This is a genomic window from Xanthomonas sp. LMG 12459 (genome assembly GCF_009192905.1).
In the GTDB taxonomy this organism is placed as follows: domain Bacteria; phylum Pseudomonadota; class Gammaproteobacteria; order Xanthomonadales; family Xanthomonadaceae; genus Xanthomonas_A; species Xanthomonas_A sontii.
Genome location: NZ_NSGT01000022.1, coordinates 91,217 through 115,172, shown reverse-complemented (window position 1 = coordinate 115,172; position 23,956 = coordinate 91,217). Strand labels below are relative to the sequence as shown.

17 protein-coding genes and 1 riboswitch are annotated in these 23,956 nt (G+C 70.7%); of the genes, 10 read left to right on the top strand and 7 right to left on the bottom strand.

Annotated elements, in window-relative coordinates; genetic code table 11:
- Positions 1 to 281: 281 nt before the first annotated feature.
- From CEK65_RS05195 to CEK65_RS05185, 3 genes are all read right to left on the bottom strand, one after another.
- Positions 282 to 947, bottom strand: a complete 666-nt coding sequence (locus tag CEK65_RS05195; protein WP_152180990.1) for an ion channel — start codon at positions 945 to 947, stop codon at positions 282 to 284.
- 149 nt (positions 948 to 1,096) lie between these two features.
- Entirely contained in the window at positions 1,097 to 2,974 is a 1,878-nt protein-coding gene (gene thiC, locus CEK65_RS05190; protein ID WP_152180989.1) for a phosphomethylpyrimidine synthase ThiC, read from the bottom strand.
- A gap of 111 nt (positions 2,975 to 3,085) precedes the next feature.
- Positions 3,086 to 3,186, bottom strand: a riboswitch (TPP riboswitch).
- 213 nt (positions 3,187 to 3,399) lie between these two features.
- On the bottom strand, positions 3,400 to 5,256 hold the full coding sequence (locus CEK65_RS05185; RefSeq protein ID WP_152181077.1) for a methyl-accepting chemotaxis protein: 1,857 nt from the start codon (positions 5,254 to 5,256) through the stop codon (positions 3,400 to 3,402).
- 367 nt (positions 5,257 to 5,623) lie between these two features.
- Between CEK65_RS05185 and CEK65_RS05180 the strand changes: the two genes are divergently transcribed.
- A complete protein-coding gene (locus tag CEK65_RS05180) occupies positions 5,624 to 7,195 on the top strand; it encodes a BCCT family transporter (RefSeq protein ID WP_152180988.1) in 1,572 nt (523 codons plus the stop codon).
- A 22-nt stretch (positions 7,196 to 7,217) separates the two neighbouring features.
- Here CEK65_RS05180 and ggt read toward each other — a convergent pair whose 3' ends face one another.
- A complete protein-coding gene (gene ggt, locus CEK65_RS05175) occupies positions 7,218 to 8,939 on the bottom strand; it encodes a gamma-glutamyltransferase (protein WP_226980476.1) in 1,722 nt (573 codons plus the stop codon).
- Between the two features lie 490 nt (positions 8,940 to 9,429).
- Between ggt and ilvC the strand changes: the two genes are divergently transcribed.
- The 9 genes from ilvC (at position 9,430) to leuB (ending at position 18,573) form a co-directional block, all read left to right on the top strand.
- Positions 9,430 to 10,437, top strand: a complete 1,008-nt coding sequence (ilvC, locus tag CEK65_RS05170; RefSeq protein WP_010343386.1) for a ketol-acid reductoisomerase — start codon at positions 9,430 to 9,432, stop codon at positions 10,435 to 10,437.
- A 43-nt stretch (positions 10,438 to 10,480) separates the two neighbouring features.
- A complete protein-coding gene (ilvG, locus tag CEK65_RS05165) occupies positions 10,481 to 12,202 on the top strand; it encodes an acetolactate synthase 2 catalytic subunit (protein ID WP_152180987.1) in 1,722 nt (573 codons plus the stop codon).
- On the top strand, positions 12,186 to 12,434 hold the full coding sequence (locus CEK65_RS05160) for an ACT domain-containing protein (protein ID WP_017910519.1): 249 nt from the start codon (positions 12,186 to 12,188) through the stop codon (positions 12,432 to 12,434). Before ilvG ends, CEK65_RS05160 begins: the two co-directional genes overlap by 17 nt.
- 177 nt (positions 12,435 to 12,611) lie before the next feature.
- Positions 12,612 to 13,712, top strand: a complete 1,101-nt coding sequence (locus tag CEK65_RS05155; protein WP_043094831.1) for a threonine dehydratase — start codon at positions 12,612 to 12,614, stop codon at positions 13,710 to 13,712.
- Entirely contained in the window at positions 13,709 to 15,265 is a 1,557-nt protein-coding gene (locus CEK65_RS05150) for a 2-isopropylmalate synthase (RefSeq protein ID WP_026144683.1), read from the top strand. The genes CEK65_RS05155 and CEK65_RS05150 overlap by 4 nt, the downstream gene beginning before the upstream one ends.
- Before the next feature lie 84 nt (positions 15,266 to 15,349).
- Positions 15,350 to 16,765, top strand: a complete 1,416-nt coding sequence (leuC, locus tag CEK65_RS05145) for a 3-isopropylmalate dehydratase large subunit (protein WP_152180986.1) — start codon at positions 15,350 to 15,352, stop codon at positions 16,763 to 16,765.
- Complete coding sequence (locus CEK65_RS05140) at positions 16,765 to 16,944, top strand: hypothetical protein (RefSeq protein WP_043094828.1); 180 nt, start codon at positions 16,765 to 16,767, stop codon at positions 16,942 to 16,944. The genes leuC and CEK65_RS05140 overlap by 1 nt, the downstream gene beginning before the upstream one ends.
- The gene (gene leuD / locus CEK65_RS05135; RefSeq protein ID WP_017914017.1) at positions 16,944 to 17,522 is read left to right on the top strand and encodes a 3-isopropylmalate dehydratase small subunit; all 579 of its coding nucleotides are present in this window, start codon (positions 16,944 to 16,946) and stop codon (positions 17,520 to 17,522) included. The genes CEK65_RS05140 and leuD overlap by 1 nt, the downstream gene beginning before the upstream one ends.
- On the top strand, positions 17,512 to 18,573 hold the full coding sequence (leuB, locus tag CEK65_RS05130; protein ID WP_152180985.1) for a 3-isopropylmalate dehydrogenase: 1,062 nt from the start codon (positions 17,512 to 17,514) through the stop codon (positions 18,571 to 18,573). Before leuD ends, leuB begins: the two co-directional genes overlap by 11 nt.
- A 178-nt stretch (positions 18,574 to 18,751) precedes the next feature.
- Here leuB and CEK65_RS05125 read toward each other — a convergent pair whose 3' ends face one another.
- The 3 genes from CEK65_RS05125 to CEK65_RS05115 all read right to left on the bottom strand — a co-directional run bounded on the left by CEK65_RS05125 (position 18,752) and on the right by CEK65_RS05115 (position 23,943).
- Complete coding sequence (locus CEK65_RS05125; protein WP_152180984.1) at positions 18,752 to 21,757, bottom strand: ligand-binding sensor domain-containing diguanylate cyclase; 3,006 nt, start codon at positions 21,755 to 21,757, stop codon at positions 18,752 to 18,754.
- Positions 21,758 to 21,871: 114 nt separating this feature from the next.
- A complete protein-coding gene (locus CEK65_RS05120; RefSeq protein ID WP_226980475.1) occupies positions 21,872 to 23,269 on the bottom strand; it encodes an ATP-binding protein in 1,398 nt (465 codons plus the stop codon).
- Positions 23,266 to 23,943 (bottom strand): response regulator transcription factor, encoded by a 678-nt coding sequence (locus tag CEK65_RS05115; RefSeq protein ID WP_010344484.1) that lies wholly within the window; start codon positions 23,941 to 23,943, stop codon positions 23,266 to 23,268. The genes CEK65_RS05120 and CEK65_RS05115 overlap by 4 nt, the downstream gene beginning before the upstream one ends.
- Positions 23,944 to 23,956 lie beyond the last annotated feature (13 nt).

The window sequence follows — 23,956 nt, the reverse complement described above, 5'->3', positions numbered from 1 at the left end:
CGATGAAGAAGACATGGTGTTGGACAACGAAGAAAACGCCGTGACGGAAGTGTCGCAGATGCGGCGGCGACGCAGCCACGTACGGCTCGCAGCGAGAGCCAACGAGCAAACTCGGCAAAGCGAGGCAGCGGATGCCGCCAAGCACTGCATGTCACTGGATTCTACTCTAGTCATCGCCGCCGCTAGCCGCGACGACGCATTCAGGCTCTCTCTCCGCCGACGAAATTCACATAATCGCTCCATGACTGCGCGCCCCTGGGCGCGCTTTTTTTACGCCACGTTCACGTCTTCATGTGGCGTGTGACGCTGAGCCCAATCAATCGCGACACCACCAAGGCGATGTACATCACGCCGGCGAACTGTTCGATCATCGCCAGCGCGCGGGCGAACGGCTGCACCGGCACGACATCGCTCAGGCCCACGCCCGAGAGCACGCTGAAGCTCAGATACAGCAATTCCATCCAGGTCCGCGGCGAGGCCGCGTCCACGGCCGCGGTGAAGCTGCCCGGCAGCCATTGCTGGCACACCGCGAAGACGAACGCGAAGGCCCAGGCCAGCAGCGTGAAGGTGGCGCCGGCCGCATAGAGCTCGTCGCGAGTGACCACGTGGTCCTGCAGCATGTAGGCGATCAGGCTGCCGGCGGTATAGAAGTACAGCAGGCTTTCCAGCAATTGCGCCCAGGCAGTCATCGCCGGATTGCCGAGCAGCGCCGCAGAGATCGACAGCGCCACCGACGGCAGCGCCAGGCAACAGGCGATCCACAGCGCCGAGGGTCCGCGGTTGACCACCCACAACGCCAGCGCCAGCACCACGATGCCGAAGGCGCCGAACAGCGCGCGCCCGGCCGCGGTGTCCTCCATCCAGGGATACAGCAGCACGCCCAGCAGTTGCACCGCGAGCAACAGCGCGGACGGATGGCGACGCAGCGCGAACGCATAGCGCAGCATGAGACATTCCCTGTGGCGACAAGCGCGCATCATAGACGCGCGCGTGGATGACGCCGTCGTCATGATCGCGGCGCACGCCGCACACCCACGCACGGCCAGGTCCATATCGGCAGTGGCGGCGGCGCCCTGCGGCGCCGACCGCCGTGCGCTCACTCGGCGCGGTACACCTGCGCGCCAGCCGCCAGGAACTGCGCCGACTTCTCGGCCATGCCGGCCTGCAGCGCCGCTTCCGCATCGACCCCGTGCTCGGCCGCGTAGTCGCGCACGTCCTGGGTGATCTTCATCGAACAGAAGTGCGGTCCGCACATCGAACAGAAATGCGCCAGCTTGTGCGCGTCCTTGGGCAGGGTCTCATCGTGGAACTCGCGCGCCTTCTCCGGATCCAGGCCGAGATGGAACTGGTCGTCCCAGCGGAACTCGAAGCGCGCCTTGGACAAGGCGTTGTCGCGCACCTGCGCGCCGGGGTGGCCCTTGGCCAGGTCCGCGGCGTGCGCGGCGATCTTGTAGGCCATGATGCCGTCGCGCACGTCGGCGCGGTTGGGCAGGCCCAGATGCTCCTTGGGTGTGACGTAGCACAGCATCGCGGTGCCGAACCAGCCGATCATCGCCGCACCGATCGCCGAGGTGATGTGGTCGTAGCCGGGCGCGATGTCGGTGGTCAGCGGCCCCAGCGTGTAGAACGGCGCCTCGCCGCACTCGCGCAGTTGCTTGTCCATGTTCTCCTTGATCAATTGCATCGGCACGTGGCCGGGGCCCTCGATCATGGTCTGCACGTCGTGCTTCCAGGCGAGCCTGGTCAGTTCGCCCAGCGTTTCCAGTTCGCCGAACTGGGCGGCGTCGTTGGCGTCGGCGATGCAACCCGGGCGCAAGCCGTCGCCCAGCGAAAAGGCCACGTCGTAGGCCTTCATGATCTCGCAGATGTCCTCGAAGTGGGTGTAGAGGAAGTTCTCGCGATGATGCGCCAGGCACCACTTGGCCAGGATCGAGCCGCCGCGCGAGACGATGCCGGTGACGCGCTTGGCGGTCAGCGGCACGTAGCGCAGCAGCACGCCGGCATGGATGGTGAAGTAGTCCACGCCCTGTTCGGCCTGCTCGATCAGGGTGTCGCGGAAGATCTCCCAGGTCAGCTCCTCGGCGCGGCCATCCACCTTCTCCAGCGCCTGATAGATCGGCACGGTGCCGATCGGCACCGGCGAGTTGCGCACGATCCATTCGCGGGTCTCGTGGATGTGCTTGCCGGTGGACAGGTCCATCACCGTGTCCCCGCCCCAGCGGATCGCCCACACCAGTTTCTCCACTTCCTCGGCGATGCCGGAGCTGACCGCGCTGTTGCCGATGTTGGCGTTGATCTTGGTCAGGAAGTTGCGGCCGATGATCATCGGCTCGCTTTCCGGATGGTTGATGTTGCACGGCAGGATGGCGCGGCCGCGGGCGATCTCGTCGCGCACGAACTCGGGCGTGATCTGCCGCGGGATGGCGGCGCCGAACGCTTCGCCGGGATGTTGCGCGCGCAGTTGCGCATCGCGCAGATCCTGCAGGCGCTGGTTCTCGCGGATCGCCACGAACTCCATTTCCGGGGTGACGATGCCGCGCCGTGCGTAGTGCATCTGGGTGACGTTGGCGCCGTCGCGGGCGCGTCGCGGCAGACGCCTCGCCGGGAAGCGCACCGCCTGCAGGCGCGCATCGTCCTCGCGCGCGCGCCCGAACTGCGAACTGAGCCCGGCCAGCGCCACGCTGTCGCCGCGCTCGGCGATCCAGGCGGCGCGCAGCGGCGCCAGGCCGGCGCCGAGATCGATCCGCGCCTGCGGGTCGGTGTACGGCCCGGACGTGTCGTAGACGGTGATCGGGGCATTTTCCTCGCCGCCGAACACGGTGGGCGTGCGGGTCAGCGCGATCTCGCGCATCGGCACCTGCAGATCGGCGCGCGAGCCCTGCACGAAGATCTTGCGCGAACCGGGGATCGGGCGGGTCACCGCCGCGGACAAGGTGTCGGTCTGCTGCTGCAGCGGATTGGGTACGGCGTTCATCGGCGTTCGTCCTGGTTCAAGTGACCCGCAGGGGAAGCGGGACGGGTGCGAGCGGACTCGCATCTCGGACGAAGCGGCGGCGCGGGCCCGCCCCGGACGCGCACGCGCCCGCAGCGGACTTGCGAAGCTTCCCTACGCCGGTATCAACCGGATCAGGTTCGAAGGGACTGTCTCAACCGCGGCCTGCGCCGACGGTACCCCCGCTTCTGCGGCTATTAGACCCGTTTCCGCCGCTCGCCGCCAATCGATGCGGCTGAACGCCGGCACAGCCGCCGCGCGCATGTGTCAGCGCCGCCACACGCGACGGCGCCGGCGACAAACCGCGGCCACGTGACCGGCCTAGCCTGCGCGCACAAGAATCAGAGCTCTCTCTCATCGCCGCCGGCGCTGCCGGCGGCATTTTTTTTGCCAACGCGCGCGCCGGCTCATTCCAGCATGTAGGCCACGCGCAAGCCGCCCCAGTGGCGCCCGCGGACATGCACCGGCACCGACAGGTCGAACAGGATCTGCCCGGTATCGCGCCGATACACCTGCAGCAGATAGGGCTCGGTGTGGCGGCCGACATTGCGGCCGACCCGGTCGGCGAAGATGCGCTTGCTGCGGTTGCCGACCAGGTCGCGCGCGCGGTCGCCACTGAGCGGCTGGCTGAAGCGCAGATTGTGGGTCGGCACGTAACCATCGACGTTCGCGCAGATCGCGAACACGATCCACGGATGCGCGGCCAGCAGCGGCTCCTGCAGCGGCGGCAGCAGCTCGTCGCACAACGCATCGAATGCGGTGCGGTACTTGGGCGGGTCGATGCCGGGGATCGGCACGTACTCGGTGGAGAACAGCGCCTCCTCGCCGATGCGCCCGCGCATCAGCGCTGCCTCGAAGGCCAGGCCGACGCTGACCGCAGCGGCCTGGGCCAGATCGCGCACGCGCGCATGCCGTGGCTGGCGCATCGGATCGGCGGGCAGCCGGAACAGATTCACGCAGTCGTGCAGGGTGTCGCTGCCCGCGGCCAGGTCGGCGCTGCGCTGCACCACCTGCGCGGCGTGCTGCAGATTGCTGCGGCTGAGCCCGACCACGTGCTCGATGGCACGGTCGATGCCGCCGATCTCTCCGCTCTGCGTGGCGATGCGGCCGGCCACCGCCTCCATCGCCGCACTGGCGCGGCCGAGCAACGCGCCGATGCCGCCCAGCACCTGCTCGGTGCGCTGCGCCGAGGCCGCACTGTCCTGCAGGGCGGTGCCGGTCTCGCCGATGATGCTGCGCACGTCGCGTGCCGCGGTGGCGGCGCGTTCGGCGAGTTGCCGGATCTCGGTGGCGACCACCGCGAACCCGCGCCCGGCCGGGCCGGCATGCACTGCTTCGATGCTGGCGTTGATCGAGAGGATGTTGGTCTGGAATGCGACCGCATCGATCACCTCGATGACCTGGTTGGCGCGTGCCGAACGCCGCGCCACCTCTTGCATCGCCTGGCCGAGGATGCGCGCCGCCTCCACACCCTGGCGGGCGCTGTCGTCGGCGCTGGCCGCCACTGCGATCACCGCGCGCAGGTCGCGGTCCGTCTCCTGCAGGCTCTGCAGCAACTGCCGGGTGGTGCCCAGCACGGTCTGCAGCGCCTCCAGTTGGGTCTGGGACTGCCGCGCCAGTTCGTCGTTCTCGGCGACCACGTGCGGCACGTCGGCGGCGATCTGCAACGACAGCGCCACCGCCTGGCGGATCGCCTCGGCCAGGTTGCCGAAGCCGGCCGACAGGCGCCGTCCCGGCATCGCCTCGGCCTCCTGCGCCGACAGCGGCGTGTGCAGCCCCAGATCCAGATCGCAGCCGGTCAGCCGCTCGCCGACCCGATCCAGCAGCGTCTGCGCCACCACCCCCTCCTGGATCCGCTGCGCCAGCGCCTGCAGCGCCGGGCTGGTCGCACCCTGCGGCTGGCCCTCGGCGAGCAGCGCGACGTCGCGCAACAGTGCCGCGGTTTCCGGATGCGGCAGCGACAGCAGCCAGCCTTGGCAGCCACGATCGCGGTCGCGCTGGTAGCGCACGCGGCGCGCGGGATCGCCCCCCGGCGCCTGCCAACTGCCTTCGCTGTCGACCAGGGCGGACAGCGGCAAGCCCCAGACCGCCTCGCTGGCGGCGCCGAGCAGCGTTTCGGCCGGGACGCCCAGCAGGTCCAGGGCGGCACGGTTGGCGGCACTCACGCGACCGTCGGGCTCCAGCCGCAACAGCGCGATCGGGGCATCCGGCAAACCGGCAATGGGCGCGGCGTCGGCATCGGGACTGCGTGAGAACAAGGCCATCGGCGTCTTCCTCAGTGCTGCGGCCATGGTATCGGCTCCTGCCGCGCCCTCGCAGCGACACACGCTCCAACCGGGATCACCATCATGCAAGGGATGCGCATCGGCAGACCTGCCGACGACACGACCATGACGTCGTCTTCGCGAACATGGGGCCATCGCAACGCCCGACCGCTCCTGGATTTGGCGCCAAACGTTCGATGTGGCGCGACCGTGCAGTGCACCGGCACTGCGATGCGGCAGGCCACACGCCATGGGCGCGACGCGACGCCGGTGCAGACCCGCTGCGTCGTCTCCCCGCCCGTTTGCCGTGGGTCGGTCTGACGGCCGTAGCGCCTCTCATCCGTTCCACGACTGGAGACACGCCCCCATGGTGTTCCGCATTTCCATCGCCTTGGTGGCGCTGCTGGTCCTGATCGCCGGCGTTGCCCCCGGCCCCTTCAATGGCGTGGTGCAGACCGCGCTGACCGACGTGATCCGCAGCGCCGGCTGGCTGTACCTGCTGATCGTGTTCCTGACCCTGAGCTTCCTGCTGTACCTGGCGTTCGGTCGCTTCGGCAACCTGCGCATCGGCGGCGAAGACGCCGAGCCGGATTTCTCGCGCGGGAGCTGGCTGTCGATGTTGTTCGCCGCCGGCATGGGCATCGGCCTGGTGTTCTGGGGTGCGGCCGAGCCGATCTCGCATTTCCTCAAACCGCCGGAGGGGCTGGCGCCGGAGAGCATGCAGGCGGCACGCGCGTCGATGCGCTACGCCTTCTTCCACTGGGGTCTGCATCCCTGGGCGGTGTATGCGCTGATCGGCCTGGCGATGGCCTGGTTCCAGTACAACCGCAACGGCCGCGGGCTGATCAGCGACATCCTGCAGCCGGTCATCGGCCGCCATCACCGCGGCTGGATCGGGCAGTGCGTGAACATCGCCGCGGTGGTGGCCACCGCGGTCGGCGTGGCGACCACCCTGGGCTTCGGCACCATCCAGATCGCCGCCGGCGTGCAGCGCGTGTTCGGCGTGCACGCCGGGGTGCCGTTGCAGTTGACGGTGATCGGCGTGGCCTTCGTGCTGTACATGCTGTCAACCAGCACCGGTGTGGAACGCGGCATCAAGTGGCTGTCCAACATCAACCTGGCGCTGGCGGCACTGCTGCTGGCCGCGGTGCTGGTGCTCGGCCCCACCGGCTTCATCTTCGACACCTTCACCACCACGCTGGGCGCCTACCTCAATCAGCTGGTGACGATGAGCCTGCGCATGTCGCCGTTCTCCGGCGACCGCTGGGTCGCAGACTGGACCATCTTCTACTGGGCCTGGTGGATCGCCTGGGCGCCGTTCGTCGGCGCGTTCATCGCCCGCGTGTCGCGCGGCCGCAGCGTGCGCGAATTCGTCGTCGGCGTGGTGCTGGCGCCGACCCTGCTCGGCTTCCTGTGGTTCTCGGTGTTCGGCGGCACCGCGCTGTGGTCGCAGCTGTTCGGCCACGTGGACATGCTGCAGGCGCTGCACAACGGCTACGAGACGGTGCTGTTCACCCTGTTCGACAGCCTGCCGGGGTCGCTGCTGCTGTCGAGCGTGGCGTTGTTGCTGCTGATGATCTTCTTCGTCAGTTCCGCCGATTCGGCGGTGCTGGTGCTGGCCAGCATGTCCACCGACGAGGCCGGCGACCCGCCGCTGGCGCGCAAGCTGGTGTGGGGCGTGGCGGTGGCGCTGATCGCCGCGGTGCTGTTGCTGGCCGGCGGCCTGGATGCGCTGCAGGGCGTGATCACCATCGCGGCGCTGCCGTTCGCCTTGCTGATGGTGCTGGTGATCGTGTCGCTGTACCGCGTGCTCGATGCCGAGTCCAACCGCCAACGCCGCCAGGCGCAACGCGCCAGGCACATGATCGAGGCCTGGATCGCGCGCGAACAGGCGGCGCGGGACGACGCTGACGCGGCGGCGCCCCGCGCACAGGAATGAACGCCCCCGCGCGCGGCCGGCCTCAGTAGCCGGCGGCCTGCCCGTCCTTGCGGCTTTCCGACGCGCCGTAGTACACGCCGCTGTCCGGATCGCGCGCGATCGCCTGGTAACCGCCGTACGGCCCGTCGGCGAAGATCACCCGATGGCCCTTGCGCATCAGTTCGCGGATGGTGTCGTAGGCGAAGCCGGTTTCCAGGTTCAGCTCGCCGCCGTCGCGCATCGCCGTGGCCTGCCCGGTCGGCTCGGTGGAGCCGTCGTGCTGGATCCGCGGTGCGTCGCCGGCCTCCTGCAGGTTCATGTGGAAATCGATCAGGTTCATCAGGATCTGCACGTGGCCCTGCGGCTGCATCGCCCCGCCCATCACGCCGAAGCTCAGCCACGGCTTGCCGTCCTTGGTCACGAACGCGGGGATGATGGTCTGGAACGGACGCTTGCCCGGCGCGTAGCCGTTGGGATGGTCCTTCTGCAGCACGAACATCTCGCCGCGGTCCTGCAGGATGAAGCCCAGCCCCGGCGGCGCCATGCCGCTGCCCATGCCGCGGTAGTTGGACTGGATCAGCGACACCATCATGCCGTCGGCATCGGCGACGGTCAGGTAGATGGTGTCGCCCTCTTCCAACTGCTTCGGCGTGCCCGGCTGCACTTCCTTCAGCGCGCGGTCCATCGAGATCAGCGCGCGCCGCTGCGCGGCGTAGTCCTTGGAGATCAGCCGCGCCAGCGGCGCCGGCTGGAACGCCGGGTCGGCGTAGAAGCGCGCACGATCGGCGAAGGCCAGCTTCTTCGCTTCGGTGAACAGGTGCACGTGCTCGGCCGAGCCGAACGGGATCCTGGAGAAGTCGTAGCCTTCCAGGATGTTGAGCATCTGCAGCGCGGCGATGCCCTGGCTGTTGGGCGGCAGTTCCCACACGTCGTAGCCGCGGTAGTTGGTGGACACCGGCTCGACCCATTCGCCGTGGTGGCTGGCCAGATCCTCGTAGCGCAGGAAGCCGCCGTTGGCCTTGAAGTAGGCATCGATGGTGCGCGCGATCGGGCCCTTGTAGAACGCGTCGCGGCCGCCGTCGGCGATCTGCTGCAGGGTGTCGGCCAGGTTCGGGTTCTTCCACAGCTCGCCCTTGCGCGGGGCGTGGCCGTCGATGGTGAACTGCTCCTTGAAGCCAGGGTACTGCGACAGCCGCGGCACCGAGCGATCCCAGTAGTAGGCGATGGTCTCGGCCACCGGATGGCCGTCGCGGGCGTAGCGGATCGCCGGCGCCAGGTTCTGCGCCATCGTCCTGCGCCCGAAACGTTCGTGCAGCGCGAACCAACCGTCGACCGCACCGGGCACCGAGACCGGCAGCGGACCGGTGGCCGGGATCTCCTTCAACCCGCGGCGCTGGAACTCGGCCAGGGTCAGCGCCTTCGGCGAACGGCCGGAGCCGTTGTAACCGTACAGCTTCTGCGTCTTCGGATCCCAGACGATGGCGAACAGGTCGCCACCGACGCCGTTGCCGGTCGGCTCCATCAGCCCCAGCGCGGCATTGGCGGCGATCGCCGCATCCACCGCCGAGCCGCCCTCACGCATGGTCTCCAGTGCGATCTGCGTGGCCAGCGGCTGCGAGGTGGCGGCCATGGCGTGCGGGGCGATCACTTCCGAGCGCGTGGCGAACGGCTGACCGGTGATGCGGTCGGCGGCCTGCGCCGGCACCGACGTCGCCAGTGCCAGCGCGAGCGCCAGGCGCGCCAGGGAAGGAAGCGAAACGGACATGCGCGGCTCTCCGGAGAACAGGGGACGCCCACCGTACCCGAGTGCGGCGGGTGCCGCCGCGCAGGCGCTCACATCGCGCCATCGCAAAGGCCGGATTTCCGCGCAATTGGCGCCATTCGTCGCCTGCTCCACCTCCGTTTCATGCGTAACCATGCAGTGCTGGCGCGGCTTTCGGCACATTCGCCCGCGGAGGCCCGCAACACAGTTGACAGTCGCGCAAAGCCCATGGTTATCTCGCTGCATGTTGCAGCGCCACACCCGCCCGAAGTCGACCCACCAGCCCGCCGCATTGCGCGCGGACGCTGCTGCGTCGCTCCTCGTACTCGTGCTTATTACCTCGCCCACAAGTGCGGGACGAACCGGCGTGTAAGCGACAAGCAGCCAGGATTCGATCAGACCCCGCACCGGCAACGGCGCGGGGTTTTTCGTTTCAGTGACCACGAATGCAAGACCCCTCTCCACTCCAACACCGTTCAAGGACATCCGCACAATGACCAGTTCCGCCCAGCCCACCACCAAGATCGCCATCGTCGGTTACGGCAGCCAGGGCCGCGCGCACGCGCTGAACCTGCGCGAGTCCGGCTTCGACGTCACCATCGGCCTGCGTGCCGGCGGCCCGACCGAAGCCAAGGCGCAGGCCGACGGCTTCGTGGTGAAGAGCCCCGCCGAGGCGGTCAAGGACGCCGACCTGGTCGCGGTGCTGACCCCGGACATGGTGCAGAAGAAGCTGTACGAAGAAGTGCTGGCGCCGAACATGAAGCAGGGCGCGTGCCTGCTGTTCGCGCACGGCCTGAACGTGCACTTCGACATGATCAAGCCGCGCGCCGACCTGGATGTGGTGCTGGTCGCGCCGAAGGGCCCGGGCGCGCTGGTGCGCCGCGAGTACGAGATCGGCCGCGGCGTGCCGTGCATCTGGGCGGTGTACCAGGACAAGAGCGGCAAGGCCGAGCAGTTCGCGCTGGAGTACGCCGCCGGCCTGGGCGGCGCGCGCGCCAACCTGATCAAGACCACCTTCAAGGAAGAGACCGAGACCGACCTGTTCGGCGAGCAGGCGGTGCTGTGCGGCGGCGCCTCGTCGCTGGTGCAGGCCGGCTTCGAAGTGCTGGTGGAAGCCGGCTACCAGCCGGAGATCGCCTACTACGAAGTGCTGCACGAACTGAAGCTGATCGTCGACCTGTTCTACGAAGGCGGCATCACCCGCATGCTCGAGTTCGTCTCCGAGACCGCGCAGTACGGCGACTACGTCAGCGGCCCGCGGGTGATCGACGCGGCCACCAAGGAGCGCATGCGCGACGTGCTGACCGACATCCAGAACGGCACCTTCACCAAGAACTGGGTGGCCGAATACGACGCCGGCCTGCCGAACTACAAGAAGTTCAAGCAGGCCGATCTGGACCATCCCATCGAAACGGTCGGCAAGCAGCTGCGCGCCAAGATGGTGTGGCTCAACGGCGACGCCGCTGCCGCACCGGCCGCCGGCGGCACCAAGGCCGCGTAATCCGCGGCTCTCCCACCCGCTTCCACCGAAAGGTCGCCACCGTATGAACTCCTCCGCTCACGGCACGCCCCGCAACGGCGCGCGCTGGCTGACGCAGGCCCTGGAAGCCGAAGGCGTGGACACGCTGTTCGGCTATCCGGGCGGCACCATCATGCCGTTCTACGACGCGCTGGTAGACAGCCAGCTCAAGCACATCCTGGTCCGCCACGAACAGGGCGCGGCGCTGGCCGCCAACGGCTACGCCCGCGCCAGCGGACGGGTCGGCGTGTGCGTCGCCACGTCCGGCCCGGGCGCATCCAACCTGGTCACCGGCATCGCCGATGCGATGCTCGACTCGGTGCCGATGATCTGCCTGACCGGGCAGGTCGCCACGCCGCTGCTGGGCACCGACGCGTTCCAGGAACTGGACGTGTTCGGGCTGACCCTGCCGATCGTCAAGCACAGCTTCCTGGTGCGGCACGTGGACGACCTGCCGCAGGTGCTGCGCGACGCGTTCCGCATCGCCCGCGAAGGGCGGCCGGGGCCGGTGCTGATCGACCTGCCCAAGGACGTGCAGCTGGCCGATGCCTCGCATCTGCCGGCGCACCTGCCGGCGGCGGTGCCGACCCCGCCGGCGCCGCAGGACGCGGTGCTGGCAGAGGCGCTGGCGGCGATCGCCGGTGCCGAGAAGCCGGTGATCTACGGCGGCGGCGGCATCGCCCTGGGCGATGCGGTGGACGCGTTCCGCGCGTTCGTCGACGCCACCCGCATCCCCACCGTGCTGACCCTGCGCGGCCTGGGCGCGCTGCCGCATGCGCACCCGCATTACCTGGGCATGCTCGGCATGCACGGCACCCGCGCCGCCAACATGGCGGTGCAGGAGTCGGATCTGCTGATCGTGGTCGGCGCGCGCTTCGACGACCGTGCCACCGGCAAGCTGGCCGAGTTCGCGCCGTTCGCACGGGTCATCCACCTGGACGCCGACGCCTGCGAGATCTCCAAGCTGCGCCAGGCCGACATCGCCGTGCCCGGCGACGTGGCGCAGGCGCTGCGTGCGCTGTCCGCGGCGACCAGCACCTGCGAGGCCTGGCACGCGCGCTGCGTCGGCCATCGCGAGAAGTTCGGCGCGCGCTACGACGCGCCCGGGCAGGACATCTATGCGCCCGGCCTGCTGAAGCGGCTGAGCGAACTGGCCCCGGCCGACACCGTGATCGCCTGCGACGTCGGCCAGCACCAGATGTGGGTCGCCCAGCACTGCCGCTTCAACCACCCGCGCAATCACCTGACCAGCGGCGCGCTGGGCACCATGGGCTTCGGCCTGCCGGCGGCGATGGGCGCGCAGTTCGCCTGCCCCGACCGCACCGTGGTGCTGGTCAGCGGCGACGGCAGCTTCATGATGAACGTGCAGGAGCTGGTCACCATCGCCCGCTGCAAGCTGCCGGTGAAGATCGTGCTGCTGGACAACAGCTCGCTGGGCATGGTGCGGCAGTGGCAGGAGCTGTTCTTCGCCGAGCGCTACAGCGAGATCGACCTGTCCGACAACCCGGATTTCGCCGCGCTGGCGCAGGTCTTCGGCATCCCGGCCAAGCGCATCACCGCGCGCGGTCAGGTCGACGACGCGCTGGCCGAGCTGCTGGCGCAGCCGGGCCCGGCGCTGCTGCACGTGGCCATCGACGCCCGCGCCAACGTGTGGCCGCTGGTGCCGCCGAATACCGCCAACAGCACCATGCTGGAAAGCAATCCCGCTGCCCAGCGCCAGGAGACGACACATGCGTTACCAGCTTGACCTGGTGCTGAAACCGATCGACGGCGCCCTGCTGCGCGCGATCGGCATGGCCGAACGCCGCGGCTTCGCGCCGATCTCGATCAGCGGCGCGCCGGTGGCCGAGGACGCCGGCCGCTGGCACCTGCAACTGGTGGTGGACGGCAACCGCCCCGGCGAGACCCTGCGCCTGCAGATGGAGAAGGTCTACGACTGCGAATCGGTGCGCGTGACCGCGCTGGATGGGGTGGTATGAAGAGGTCGGGACTCGGGACCCGGGACCCGGGACCCGTGGCGGTCGCCGCGGGTGTCAGGCGCAGCGCGAAACGCGCGAAAGCGAGGGTTGCGCGGAGGTGTCTTCTTCCATGGAGGTCGCTTCTCTGGGAACCCGCTGTTCCCGGGTCACGGGTCCCGGGCCCCGGGTCCCGACCGCATGTCTAACATCCCCGCCCCGCAGGAGCCGGACGTAGGCCACGTCGCCGTCAGCGTGGCCGACGTATTGGCCGCGCAGGCGCGGCTGCGCCGCTATCTGCCGCCGACGCCGGTGCATTACGCCGAGCGCTTCGGCGTCTGGCTGAAACTGGAAAACCTGCAGCGCACCGGTTCCTACAAGGTCCGCGGCGCGCTCAATGCGCTGCTGGCCGGGCTGGAACGCGGCGACGAGCGCGCGGTGATCTGCGCCTCCGCCGGCAACCACGCGCAAGGCGTGGCCTGGGCCGCGCACCGCCTGGGCGTGCAGGCGATCACGGTGATGCCGCATGGCGCACCGCAGACCAAGATCGCCGGCGTCGCGCACTGGGGCGCCACCGTGCGCCAGCACGGCAACAGCTACGACGAGGCCTTCGCCTTCGCCCGCGAACTGGCCGAGCAGAACGGCTACCGCTTCCTGTCCGCCTTCGACGACCCGGACGTGATCGCCGGCCAGGGCACGGTCGGCATCGAGCTGGCCGCGCACGCACCGGACGTGGTGATCGTGCCGATCGGCGGCGGCGGCCTGGCCTCCGGCGTGGCCCTGGCGCTGCGCTCGCAGGGCGTGCGCGTGGTCGGCGCCCAGGTCGAAGGCGTGGACTCGATGGCGCGGGCGATCCGCGGCGACGTTCGCGCCGTGGATCCGGTGCCCACCCTGGCCGACGGCGTCAAGGTTAAAATCCCCGGGTTCATCACCCGCCGGCTGTGCGCCAGCCTGCTCGACGACGTGGTGATCGTGCGCGAGGCGGAACTGCGCGAAACGCTGGTCCGCCTGGCGCTGGAGGAGCACGTCATCGCCGAGGGCGCCGGCGCGCTGGCCCTGGCGGCCGGGCGCCGCGTCGCCGGCAAGCGCAAGTGCGCGGTGGTGTCCGGTGGCAACATCGACGCCGGCGTGCTGGCGACGCTGCTGTCGGAGGTGCGCCCGCGCCCGCCGCGCAAGCCGCGCCGCCGCAGCGCCGAGCGACTTCGTAGCCAACGTCCCGCCCCGCCCGCTCCTGCCCGCATCGCCGCGTCCCCGCATCCCCATCCGCAAGCCAACGCCGCCGTAGAGGAACCCATCTGGTGAACACTTCCGTTTCTTCCCAGACCCCCCGCATCCGCATTTTCGACACCACCCTGCGCGACGGCGAGCAATCCCCCGGCTGCAGCATGACCCCGCCGCAGAAGCTGGTGATGGCGCGCGCCCTGGCCGAGCTGGGCGTGGACATCATCGAGACCGGCTTCCCGGCCAGCTCGCAGTCCGACCGCGAGGCGATGGCGCTGATCGGCCGCGAAGTGCGCGGCCCGACCCTGGCGGTGCTGTCGCGCTGCCTGGCCGCCGACATCGAGACCTCGGCGCGGGCGCTGGAAGCGGCGGCCAATCCGCGCCTGCACGTGTTCCTGTCGACCAGCCCGCTGCACCGCGAGCACAAGCTGCGCATGACCCGCGAGCAGGTGCTGGAGTCGGTGCGCAAGCACGTCGCGCTGGCGCGCCAGTACGTGGACGACGTGGAGTTCTCGGCCGAGGACGCCACCCGCACCGAGGAGGATTTCCTGGCCGAGGTCGCCAGCGTGGCGATCGCCGCCGGCGCCACCACCATCAACCTGCCCGACACGGTCGGCTTCACCACCCCGGAAGAGATCCGCGGCATGTTCGCGCGGATCATCGCCAGCGTCCCCGGCGCCGACCGCGTGGTGTTCAGCGCGCACTGCCACAACGACCTGGGCCTGGCCGTGGCCAACTCGCTGGCCGCGGTGGAAGGCGGCGCGCGGCAGGTGGAATGCGCCATCAACGGCATCGGCGAGCGCGCCGGCAACTGCGCGCTGGAAGAGATCGCGATGGCGCTGAAGGTGCGCAACGCGTTCTACGAACTGGACACCGCGATCCACACCCCGCGCATCGTCGCCACCTCGCAGTTGCTGCAGCGCCTGGTCGGCATGCCGGTACAGCGCAACAAGGCGATCGTCGGCGGCAACGCCTTCGCCCACGAGTCTGGCATCCACCAGCACGGCATGCTGCGCCACCGCGGCACCTACGAGATCATGCGCCCGGAAGACGTGGGCTGGGAGTCCTCGCAGATGGTGCTGGGCCGCCACAGCGGCCGCGCCGCGGTCGAGCAGCGCCTGCGTGCGCTCGGCTACGTGCTGGACGAGGCCGAACTGAACATCGCCTTCGACGCGTTCAAGGCGCTGTGCGAACAGCAGCGCGTGGTCAACGACGCCGACCTGCAGGCGATGATGCAGGACGCGCCGGAGAGCCAAGGCTACCGCCTGTCGTCGATGACCGTCAGCGACCGCGGCCAGCGCGCCAGCGCGCAGGTCGAGCTGTCCGATCCGGACGGCCAGCGGGTCAGCGAGCGCGCCGAGGGCGACGGCCCGGTGGACGCCCTGTTCGCCGCACTGTCGGCCGCCACCGGCGTGCAACTGGTGCTGGACAGCTACCAGGTGCACAGCGTCGGCATCGGCGCCGACGCGCGCGGCGAGGCCAATCTCAGCGTGCGCCACGGCGAGGTCGAGTACGACGGCACCGGCACCAGCCGCGACATCATCGAGGCCAGCGCGCTGGCCTGGCTGGACGTGGCCAACCGCGTGCTGCGCCAGCGCCAGGGCGCGCCGGCCGCGGCCGACGCGCTGGCCTGAGCGGCCACAGCGCGGTCATCGTCCTCGTGCACGCTCGCCTTCGTTCCCCTTCCCCGCCCAGCTTTCCTGCCAGGTAGTTCCGCAATGTCCGCCACTCCCCGCACCCTGTACGACAAGCTGTGGGACGCGCACGTCGTCGTCCCCGAAAGCGCCGCCGCCCCGGCGGTGCTGTACATCGACCTGCACCTGATCCACGAAGTGACCTCGCCGCAGGCCTTCACCGAACTCAAGACGCGCGGTCTGGCGCCGCGCCGGCCCGACCGCACCAAGGCGACGATGGACCATTCCACGCCGACCCTGCCGCGCGGCGCCGACGGCAAGCTGCCGTACTACACCCCGGCCTCCGAGGCGCAGGTGGACATGCTCGCGCGCAACTGCGCCGACTACGGTATCGAACTGTTCGACATGGGCTCGGACAACCGCGGCATCGTCCACGTGATCGCGCCGGAACAGGGCTTCACCCAGCCCGGCATGACCATCGTCTGCGGCGACAGCCACACCTCCACGCATGGCGCGTTCGGCGCGCTGGCGTTCGGCATCGGCACCAGCGAAGTCGGCCACGTGCTGGCCACCCAGTGCCTGCTGCAGCGCAAGGCCAGGACCATGGCGATCACCGTCAACGGGCCGCTGGCGCCGGGCGTGGGCGCCAAGGACGTGATCCTGCACATCATCGGCGTGATCGGGGTCAACGGCGGCACCGGCCACGTGCTGGAATACCGCGGCTCCACCATCGAAGCGATGGACATGGAGCAGCGCATGACCCTGTGCAACATGTCGATCGAGGCCGGCGCGCGCGCCGGCATGGTCGCGCCGGACCAGGTCACCTTCGACTGGGTCGGCAACACCCCGCGCGGCCCCAAGGGCGCCGACTTCGACGCCGCCGTGCAGCGCTGGTCGCAGCTGCGCAGCGACCCCGGCGCGCGCTTCGACGCCGAGGTGCGCATCGACGCGCGCGACATCCGCCCGACCCTGACCTGGGGCACCCACCCCGGCACCGCGATCGCGGTGGACGTGCCGATCCCGGCTGCGCAGGATCCGGCGGCGCAGAAGGGCCTGCACTATATGCACCTGGAAGCCGGGCACGCGCTGATCGGCACGCCGGTGGACGTGGTGTTCGTCGGCTCCTGCACCAACGGCCGGCTCAGCGACATGCGCGAAGTGGCGCAGGTGCTGCGCGGCCGCAAGGTGGCGCCGCACGTGCGCATGCTGGTGGTGCCGGGCTCGGAAATCGTCAAGCGCCAGGCCGAGGCCGAGGGCATCCACGAGGTGGTACGCGCGGCCGGTGCGGAATGGCGCGAATCCGGCTGCTCGATGTGCATCGCCATGAACGGCGATCTGGTGGCGCCGGGGCAACTGGCGGTGAGCACCAGCAACCGCAATTTCGAGGGCCGCCAGGGCCCGGGGTCGCGCACCCTGCTGGCCTCGCCGCTGACCGCGGCCTGGGCCGCGGTGAACGGCCAGGTCAGCGATCCGCGCGCGCTGTTCGCGGAGGTCGCGTGATGGCGCCGCACATCGCCGCGTTCGCGGCCACGCTGACCTTCGTCGCCACCACCACCCGCGCCTTCGCGCACCGCCACCAGCCGCTGCTGCCGCCACACGTGCCGCCCGCGGCGCTGCCGCCGGTGGCCGACACCGCGGCGCCCGCCCCCGACTCCGTCGCTTCCCAGGAGACCCCGTGATGGCCGGCTTCGCCACCCTCACCTCGCGCAGCGTGGTGCTGCGCCAGACCAACATCGACACCGACCAGATCATCCCGGCGCGGTTCCTGTCCACCACCGAGCGCGCCGGCCTCGGCCGCCACGCCTTCAACGACTGGCGCTGGCAGGCCGACGGCACGCCGAACCCGGAGTTCGCCTTCAACCAGGCGCACAACGCCGGCCGCCAGATCCTGCTGGCCGGGCGCAACTTCGGCTGCGGCTCCTCGCGCGAGCATGCGCCGTGGGCGCTGACCGACCTGGGCCTGCGCGCCATCGTCAGCAGCGAGATCGCCGACATCTTCCGCAACAACAGCCTCAAGAACGGCCTGCTGCCGATCGTGCTGGCCGAGGACGACGTGCAGACGCTGATGCAGCGCCCGGACGACGAGCTGACCGTGGACGTGGCCGCGCGCGAGCTGCGCACGCCCGACGGCCGCGTCTACGCCTTCCCGCTCGATGCGTTCTCGCAGACCTGCCTGCTCGAGGGCGTGGACGAGATGGGTTACCTGTTGCTGCGCCAACCCGACATCGAACGCTACGAGGCCACCCATGCACGCTGACATCGTCGTCCTGCCCGGCGACGGCATCGGTCCGGAAGTCGCCGCCGCCGCGGTCGCGGTGCTGCGCGCCGTCGCCGCACGCCACGGCCACGACTTCCAGTTCCACGAACACGACATCGGCGGCATCGCCATCGACCGCCACGGCGAGCCGCTGCCGGCGGCGACGCTGACCGCCTGCCAGGGCGCCGACGCGGTGCTGCTGGGCGCGGTCGGCGGGCCGAAGTGGTCCGACCCCAACGCCAAGGTGCGCCCCGAACAGGGCCTGCTGGCGATCCGCCGCGGCCTGGGCCTGTTCGCCAACCTGCGCCCGGTCAAGCCGCACAAGGCGGCGCTGGACGCCTCGCCGATCAAGCCGCACCTGCTGCAGGGCGTGGACATCGTGGTGGTGCGCGAACTGACCGGCGGCATCTACTTCGGCGACAAGACCCGCAGCTCCAGCGACGCCAGCGACCTGTGCCGCTACACCGTCGCGGAAATCGAACGGGTGTTGCGCAGCGCGTTCCGCCTGGCCCGGCAGCGCCGCAACCACGTGGTCTCGGTGGACAAGGCCAACGTGCTGGAAACCTCGCGGCTGTGGCGCGACGTCGCCGCACGCATCGGCCGCGAGGAATTCCCGGACGTGCGCCTGGAACACCAGTTGGTCGATTCGATGGCCATGCACCTGCTGGCCAAGCCGCGCGAGTACGACGTGATCGTCACCGAGAACATGTTCGGCGACATCCTCACCGACGAAGCCTCGATGCTGGCCGGCTCGCTGGGCCTGCTGCCGTCGGCCTCGCTGGGCGACGGCCGCATCGGCCTGTACGAGCCGATCCACGGGTCGGCGCCGGACATCGCCGGCAAGGGCATCGCCAACCCCTACGCGACCATCCTCAGCGCGGCGCTGCTGCTGCGCCACTCGCTGGGCCTGGAAGCCGAGGCGGCGGCGATCGAGCAGGCGGTGGATGCCGCGCTCGACGCGCAGGCGTTCACCGCCGATCTCGCCGCGCCCGGCCAGGGCATCTCCACCGACGCCGCCACGCAGGCGGTGCTGCAGCGCCTGCAGGCCTGATCCGCGGCGGCGCACCCGCGCCGGCCGTCTCCCGCCCGCCGCAGCGATGCGGCGGTGCGCAACGCCCCACTGCCACGCCCCACGCGCTTCGCGGCGCCTGCCTGGCGCCTGCGCGCGCTCCCCACACAACGTTCGTCGCCGCGCCACCGACGCGCTGCGTCCGGGTTGCGGCAGCGGCCTAGCCGACCACCCGATCGCGGCCTTCGCGCTTGGCCTGGTACAGGTGCTTGTCGGCCTTCACCAGCAGGTCGCGGCGGGTGCGCAGGGCCGGCGACAGGCAGGCGAAGCCGATGCTGGCGGTGAAGCGCACCGCGCGGCCGTCGTCGGCGTACAGCACCAGGTCGGCCACGCGCAGGCGCAGCGCGTCCAGGCGCGCGCGCGCCGCCTCCTGGTCCAGGCCGGGCAGCACCAGCAGGAATTCCTCGCCGCCATGGCGCGCGGCGAACGCCTGCTCGCCGAGGCTGTCGCGCAGCGCCTCGCCGACCCGGCGCAGCACCTCGTCGCCGATCTCGTGGCCGTAGGCGTCGTTGATCTTCTTGAAGTGGTCGATGTCCAGCAGCGCCACGCACAACGGCGTGCGCGCGCTCAGCGCCCGCTCCAGCGCCGTGTTGAGATAGGGATCGCCGGTGCGCCGGTTGGGCAGGCCGGTCAGCGCATCGTGCCCGGCCTGGTAGGCGAGCTTGCGCACCAGGTCCTCGCGTTCGAGATTGGCCAGCTTCAACGCCAGGTTCTTGGCCTTCAGCTCGTGGGTGCGCTCGGCGATGATGGTGTTGAGCCGGCGCTGGCGGCGCCGGTAGCGACGGCTGCGGCCGCGGTACCACCACAGGATCAGACCGGTCGCGCACAGCGCCGCCAGCACCACGAACGGCCAGCGCTCCCAGAACGGCGGCACCAGCTGCAGTTGCAGCGAGGCGCTGCCGATGCGTTCGCTGCGCGACCAGTCCAGCGGACTGGTCATCGCCTGCACGTCCAGGCGATAGCTGCCCGACGGCAGGTTGGTGTAGACGGCTTCCTCGTTGCTGCCGGCATCGACCCACTGCCGGTCGAATCCCTGCAGGCGGTAGCGGTAGCGCACCTTGTCCGGCGAGCGGAAGCTCAGCCCGGCATAGCCGACCGCGAGCCGGGCGACACCGCCGTGCAGGCGGTACTCGCCACGCAGCGGCTGCGCCACGCCGTCCACCTGCACATGCGAGATCACCAGCGGCGGCGCACGCACGTTGCGCCGGCTCGGCAGGGCCGGATCGATCAGCGCCAGCCCGGCCGAGGTCGGGATCAGCAGCACACCGTCGCGGCTGCGCCAGCCGGCCGGTGCGCTGCTGCCGTTGCCCTGCCCGCCGGGCATGCCGTCGCTGCGGTCGACCACGTCCACCGCCAGGGTGCTGCGCTGGCCAGCGTCCAGCTCCGCCAGCCGCGCACGCGCGATGCGCAGCACGCCGCGGTTGCTGTTCGCCCACAGGTTGCCGTTGCCGTCGTCGAGCAGCCGGAACAGCTTGTCGCGCGGCAGACCGACGCTATGGTCGTAGATGCGCCACTGCCCGCCGCGCAGCCGCAGCAGGCCACGGTCGCTGGCGACCCACAGGGTGCCGTCGGCATCTTCGAGGAAGTCGAAGGCGTTCTGCGCCGGGAAGCCCTGCCCGCTTGGCCGCGCCTGCAGCGTGCCGTTGCCCGCGAGCGTGGCGACGCCCTGATTGGTGCCGATCCACAGCACGCCGGCGCGGTCGCGGTACAGCGCCTGCACCTGTCGCCCGGGCAGGCCGTCGGCGCTGCCGTAGGCCCGCGTGCGATCGCCCTTGCGGTACAGCAGCCCCTCGTTGCCGCCGATCCACAGGCCGCCGTCGGCATCGGCCAGCAGCGCGCGCACCATGGTCCGCGGCACGCCCGCGGCCACGCCCAGGCGTTGCCGGATCGTGCCGTCGGCCGACAGCAGCAGCACGCCCTGGTCGTAGGTACCCACCCACATGCCGCCGTCGCGGGCAGCGGCCAGCGCCAGCACCGATGGATCGCGGCCCGGCCGCTCGCTCAGCCGTACCGCGCGGATGCGGCCGCCCTCCCAGCGGTCCACGCCGGCGGCATGGCCGATCCAGATCGTGCCATCGGCGTTCTGCTCGACCACGCGTACGTAGTCGCTGCCGAGCCCGTCCTGGCGGGTCAGGCCGCCGGCGTCGCCCTTGGCGACACGGAACAGCCCGTCGGTGCTGCCGGCCCACACCAGGCCCTCGTGGTCCTCGATCAACGCGGGGCTGACCACGCCGGAGATCGACAGGACTTCGTCGCTGGCGCCGTTGGCGGTGCGCCGCAACAGTTGCCCGCTGGACAGGCTCATCCATAGCTGGCCGTCCTGGTCCTGCAGCGCGGCATCGACGCGCTGGCCGCGCCGCAGCCATTGCAGCTCGCCGTTGCCGCCGAGCCAGAACACGCCCTCGTCGCTGGCCACCAGCAGGCCGCCGTGACGGTCGGGGGTCAGCCGCCGGATCGAGGCGGTGCGCATCGCCGCCGTGCCCCAGCGTTGCGCCTGCGTGTCGTGCGCGGTCAGGCGGAACAGCCCCTGCGAGGTGCCCACCAGCACCGCATCGCGGTAGCGCAGCAGCGCAGCGATGCGGGTCCGGCGCAGCCCCGCGGCGGTGCCGACATCGACCAGGCGGCCGTCGGCCTCGATCCGGAACAGGCCGTCCTCGCTGCCCACCCACAGCGCGCCGTCGGCATCGCGCAGCATCGCGGTGACCCGCAGGCGCTGCGCGCGCGCATCGCCCAGATGCTCCCAGCGCCCGGCGGCGTAGCGGAACACGCCGTCGTAGGCGGTGCCGACCAGCATGCCGCCATCGGTTTCGGCGAGCAGTGCGAACACGCCCGACAACTCCATGCCCGGGGTGTTCTGGCGATCGAAGACGGTGAAGGCGCGGCCGTCGAAGCGGGCCACGCCTTCCCAGGTTCCCACCCAGATCATGCCGTCGCGGTCCTGGGCCAGCGCGTGCACCAGGTTGTGCGGCAGCCCCTCTTCCATGGTCCAGCGCGCGATCACCGGACGGTCGAGCACGGCGCGCTCGGTCAGCGGCGCGGCCGGTTCGGCGCGCGCGGCGGCACTGGCGCAGCACAGCGCCAGCAGCAGGCATATCACCACGCCCAGGCGGCGACACAGCGCGTGCGCGCCGTCGCGACTATCGTGACGCCGATCCCCCTGTTCCATCCCTTTCCGAATCACACCTGCAACGGCGCGCGGGTACCCCCTGTGGGCAGATGGCTAATCTATCACCGCCTGTTCGGCGCCGATGTCAGGGTGTTCCTGACGCCCAGGCCTGGCTCACGGGGGCAGCGGCAGGGTCACGCAGACGCGCAGGCCGCCCAGGGTCGGCGAGGCGTCCAGGGTCACCTCGCCGCCGTGCGCGGTCACCACCTCGCGCACGATAGCCAGGCCCAGGCCGCTGCCTTCCACGCCACTGCCCAGCTCGCGGTGGAAGCGCGCGAACACCCGCTCGCGCGCCTCGGCCGGGATGCCGGGGCCGGAATCCTCGACGCTGAAGCAGACGCCGTCAAGGCCGGCGCACAGCGCCACCTCGACCTGGCCCTGCGGCGGCGCATAGCGCAGCGCGTTGTCGATCAGGTTGCGCACCAGCGCCGACAGCGCCGCCTCGTTGGCCGGCAGCCGTGCCGGGTCGTTGCGGCGCAGGTGCAGGTGCTGGCCGCGGCGCGCGGCCTGGTCGCGCGCCTCCTCCACCTGCAACGCCACCAGCGCGTCCAGCGCCAGCGGCGACAGCGCCGCGGCGGCAGCGCCCGGCTCGACCCGGCTCAGGGTCAGCAACTGTGCGACCAGCCGCTCCACCCGGCGCACGCTGGCGTCCAGGTGCCGCTGCGATTCGCTGCGCTCGTCGGCGTCGCGGGCCTGGCGCAGGTTGTCGGCGTGCACCTTCAGCGCGGCGATGGGAGTGCGCAGTTCGTGCGCGGCATCGGCGATGAAGCGGCGTTCGCGCTCCAGCGCGGTCTGCAGGCGCTGCATCAGTCCGTTGACCGCGGCGACCAGGCCGAGGATCTCGCGCGGCACGCCCTGCAGCGGCAGCGGTTCCAGCCGCTGCGGGTCACGCTCGCCGATCGCCTGCGAGACCCGACTCAGGGCACCGCTGGCCCAGCTCACCACCAGCCACACCAGCACCACCAGCACCGGCAGGGCCAGCAGCAACGGCAGGGCCGTGCCCAGCGCGATGTCCTCGGCCAGTTCCTCGCGGATATCGGCCTGTTCGCCGGTCTGGAACCAGCGCCCGCCCGGCGAGCGCAGGCTGAAGGTGCGCCAGCGGTCGCCATCCAGGGTGACGTCGGCGAAGCCGGCGCGCAGCGGCGCCAGCTGCCGGGTCGGCCCGCTGTCCGAGCGCAGCAGCAGATGGCCATTGCGGTCGCGCACCTGGAACGCGAGTTTGCTTTCGTAGGCGTGCCCGGTGCGAAACGCCAGCGCCTCGCCCACGCCCTGCGCCTGACCATGCCAGCCGCGGATCACGATGGCGTCGCCGGCCGGACCCAGCCGCGACAGATCGTCCAGCGGCTCGTCGACCAGGCTCAGCAACACGCGCGATGACTGCACCAGCTTGGCATCGAACATCTCGCCGGCCTCCTGCAGGCCGGCGCGGTAGCTCAGCAGCGCGGTCAGCGCGAACACCGGCACCACCACGCCGAGCAGGCCGCCCAGCAAGCGTCGCCGCATCGAACTCATGGCGCCGCCGTCGCGGCCTGGGTGTCGAGCGCGTAGCCGACCCCGCGCACGGTGCGGATCAGCGCCGGATCGAGCTTGCGCCGCAACTGGTGCACGTGCACGTCCACCGCGTTGCTGGCCACATCCTCGTCCCAGCCGTACAGCCGCTGCTGGATCGAATCGCGGGCGATGGCGCGGCCGTGGCGCTCGGCCAGCAGCCACAGCAGGGCGAACTCGCGCCGGGTCAGGTCCAGGGCACGGCCGCGCCAGCGCACCGCCAGGCGCTCCGGGTCCAGGTGCAGCGCGCCGATCTCCAACTGCGGCGTGGCGCGGCCGGCGCTGCGCCGCAGCAGCGCACGCGTGCGCGCCAGCAGTTCGGTGGTGTCGAAGGGCTTGCCCAGGTAATCGTCGGCGCCCACGTCCAGGCCCAGCGCACGGTCGGCCGGCCGCTCGCGCGCGCTGAGCACCAGGATCGGCACGTCGGCACCGAGCTGGCGGGTGCGCCGGATCACCTCCAGCCCGTCCATCCGCGGCAGCCCCAGGTCCAGCAGCACCAGGTCGATCTCGCCATCGCCGATCGCGGCCAGCGCGGCGGCACCGTCCTGCACCCAGTCCACCGAATAGGCGGCGCGGCGCAGGGCGGTGCGGATGCCCTCTCCCAGCGACAGATCGTCTTCCACCAGCAGGATGCGCATGACCGCAGTGTGG

Coding starts and splice junctions, on each gene's coding strand:
- CEK65_RS05195 (WP_152180990.1), bottom strand. CDS start 947: ATGCTGCGCTATGCGTTCGCGCTGCGTCGCCATCCGTCCGCGCTGTTG.
- thiC (WP_152180989.1), bottom strand. CDS start 2,974: ATGAACGCCGTACCCAATCCGCTGCAGCAGCAGACCGACACCTTGTCC.
- CEK65_RS05185 (WP_152181077.1), bottom strand. CDS start 5,256: ATGGCCTTGTTCTCACGCAGTCCCGATGCCGACGCCGCGCCCATTGCC.
- CEK65_RS05180 (WP_152180988.1), top strand. CDS start 5,624: ATGGTGTTCCGCATTTCCATCGCCTTGGTGGCGCTGCTGGTCCTGATC.
- ggt (WP_226980476.1), bottom strand. CDS start 8,939: ATGTCCGTTTCGCTTCCTTCCCTGGCGCGCCTGGCGCTCGCGCTGGCA.
- ilvC (WP_010343386.1), top strand. CDS start 9,430: ATGACCAGTTCCGCCCAGCCCACCACCAAGATCGCCATCGTCGGTTAC.
- ilvG (WP_152180987.1), top strand. CDS start 10,481: ATGAACTCCTCCGCTCACGGCACGCCCCGCAACGGCGCGCGCTGGCTG.
- CEK65_RS05160 (WP_017910519.1), top strand. CDS start 12,186: ATGCGTTACCAGCTTGACCTGGTGCTGAAACCGATCGACGGCGCCCTG.
- CEK65_RS05155 (WP_043094831.1), top strand. CDS start 12,612: ATGTCTAACATCCCCGCCCCGCAGGAGCCGGACGTAGGCCACGTCGCC.
- leuC (WP_152180986.1), top strand. CDS start 15,350: ATGTCCGCCACTCCCCGCACCCTGTACGACAAGCTGTGGGACGCGCAC.
- CEK65_RS05140 (WP_043094828.1), top strand. CDS start 16,765: ATGGCGCCGCACATCGCCGCGTTCGCGGCCACGCTGACCTTCGTCGCC.
- leuD (WP_017914017.1), top strand. CDS start 16,944: ATGGCCGGCTTCGCCACCCTCACCTCGCGCAGCGTGGTGCTGCGCCAG.
- leuB (WP_152180985.1), top strand. CDS start 17,512: ATGCACGCTGACATCGTCGTCCTGCCCGGCGACGGCATCGGTCCGGAA.
- CEK65_RS05125 (WP_152180984.1), bottom strand. CDS start 21,757: ATGGAACAGGGGGATCGGCGTCACGATAGTCGCGACGGCGCGCACGCG.
- CEK65_RS05120 (WP_226980475.1), bottom strand. CDS start 23,269: ATGAGTTCGATGCGGCGACGCTTGCTGGGCGGCCTGCTCGGCGTGGTG.
- CEK65_RS05115 (WP_010344484.1), bottom strand. CDS start 23,943: ATGCGCATCCTGCTGGTGGAAGACGATCTGTCGCTGGGAGAGGGCATC.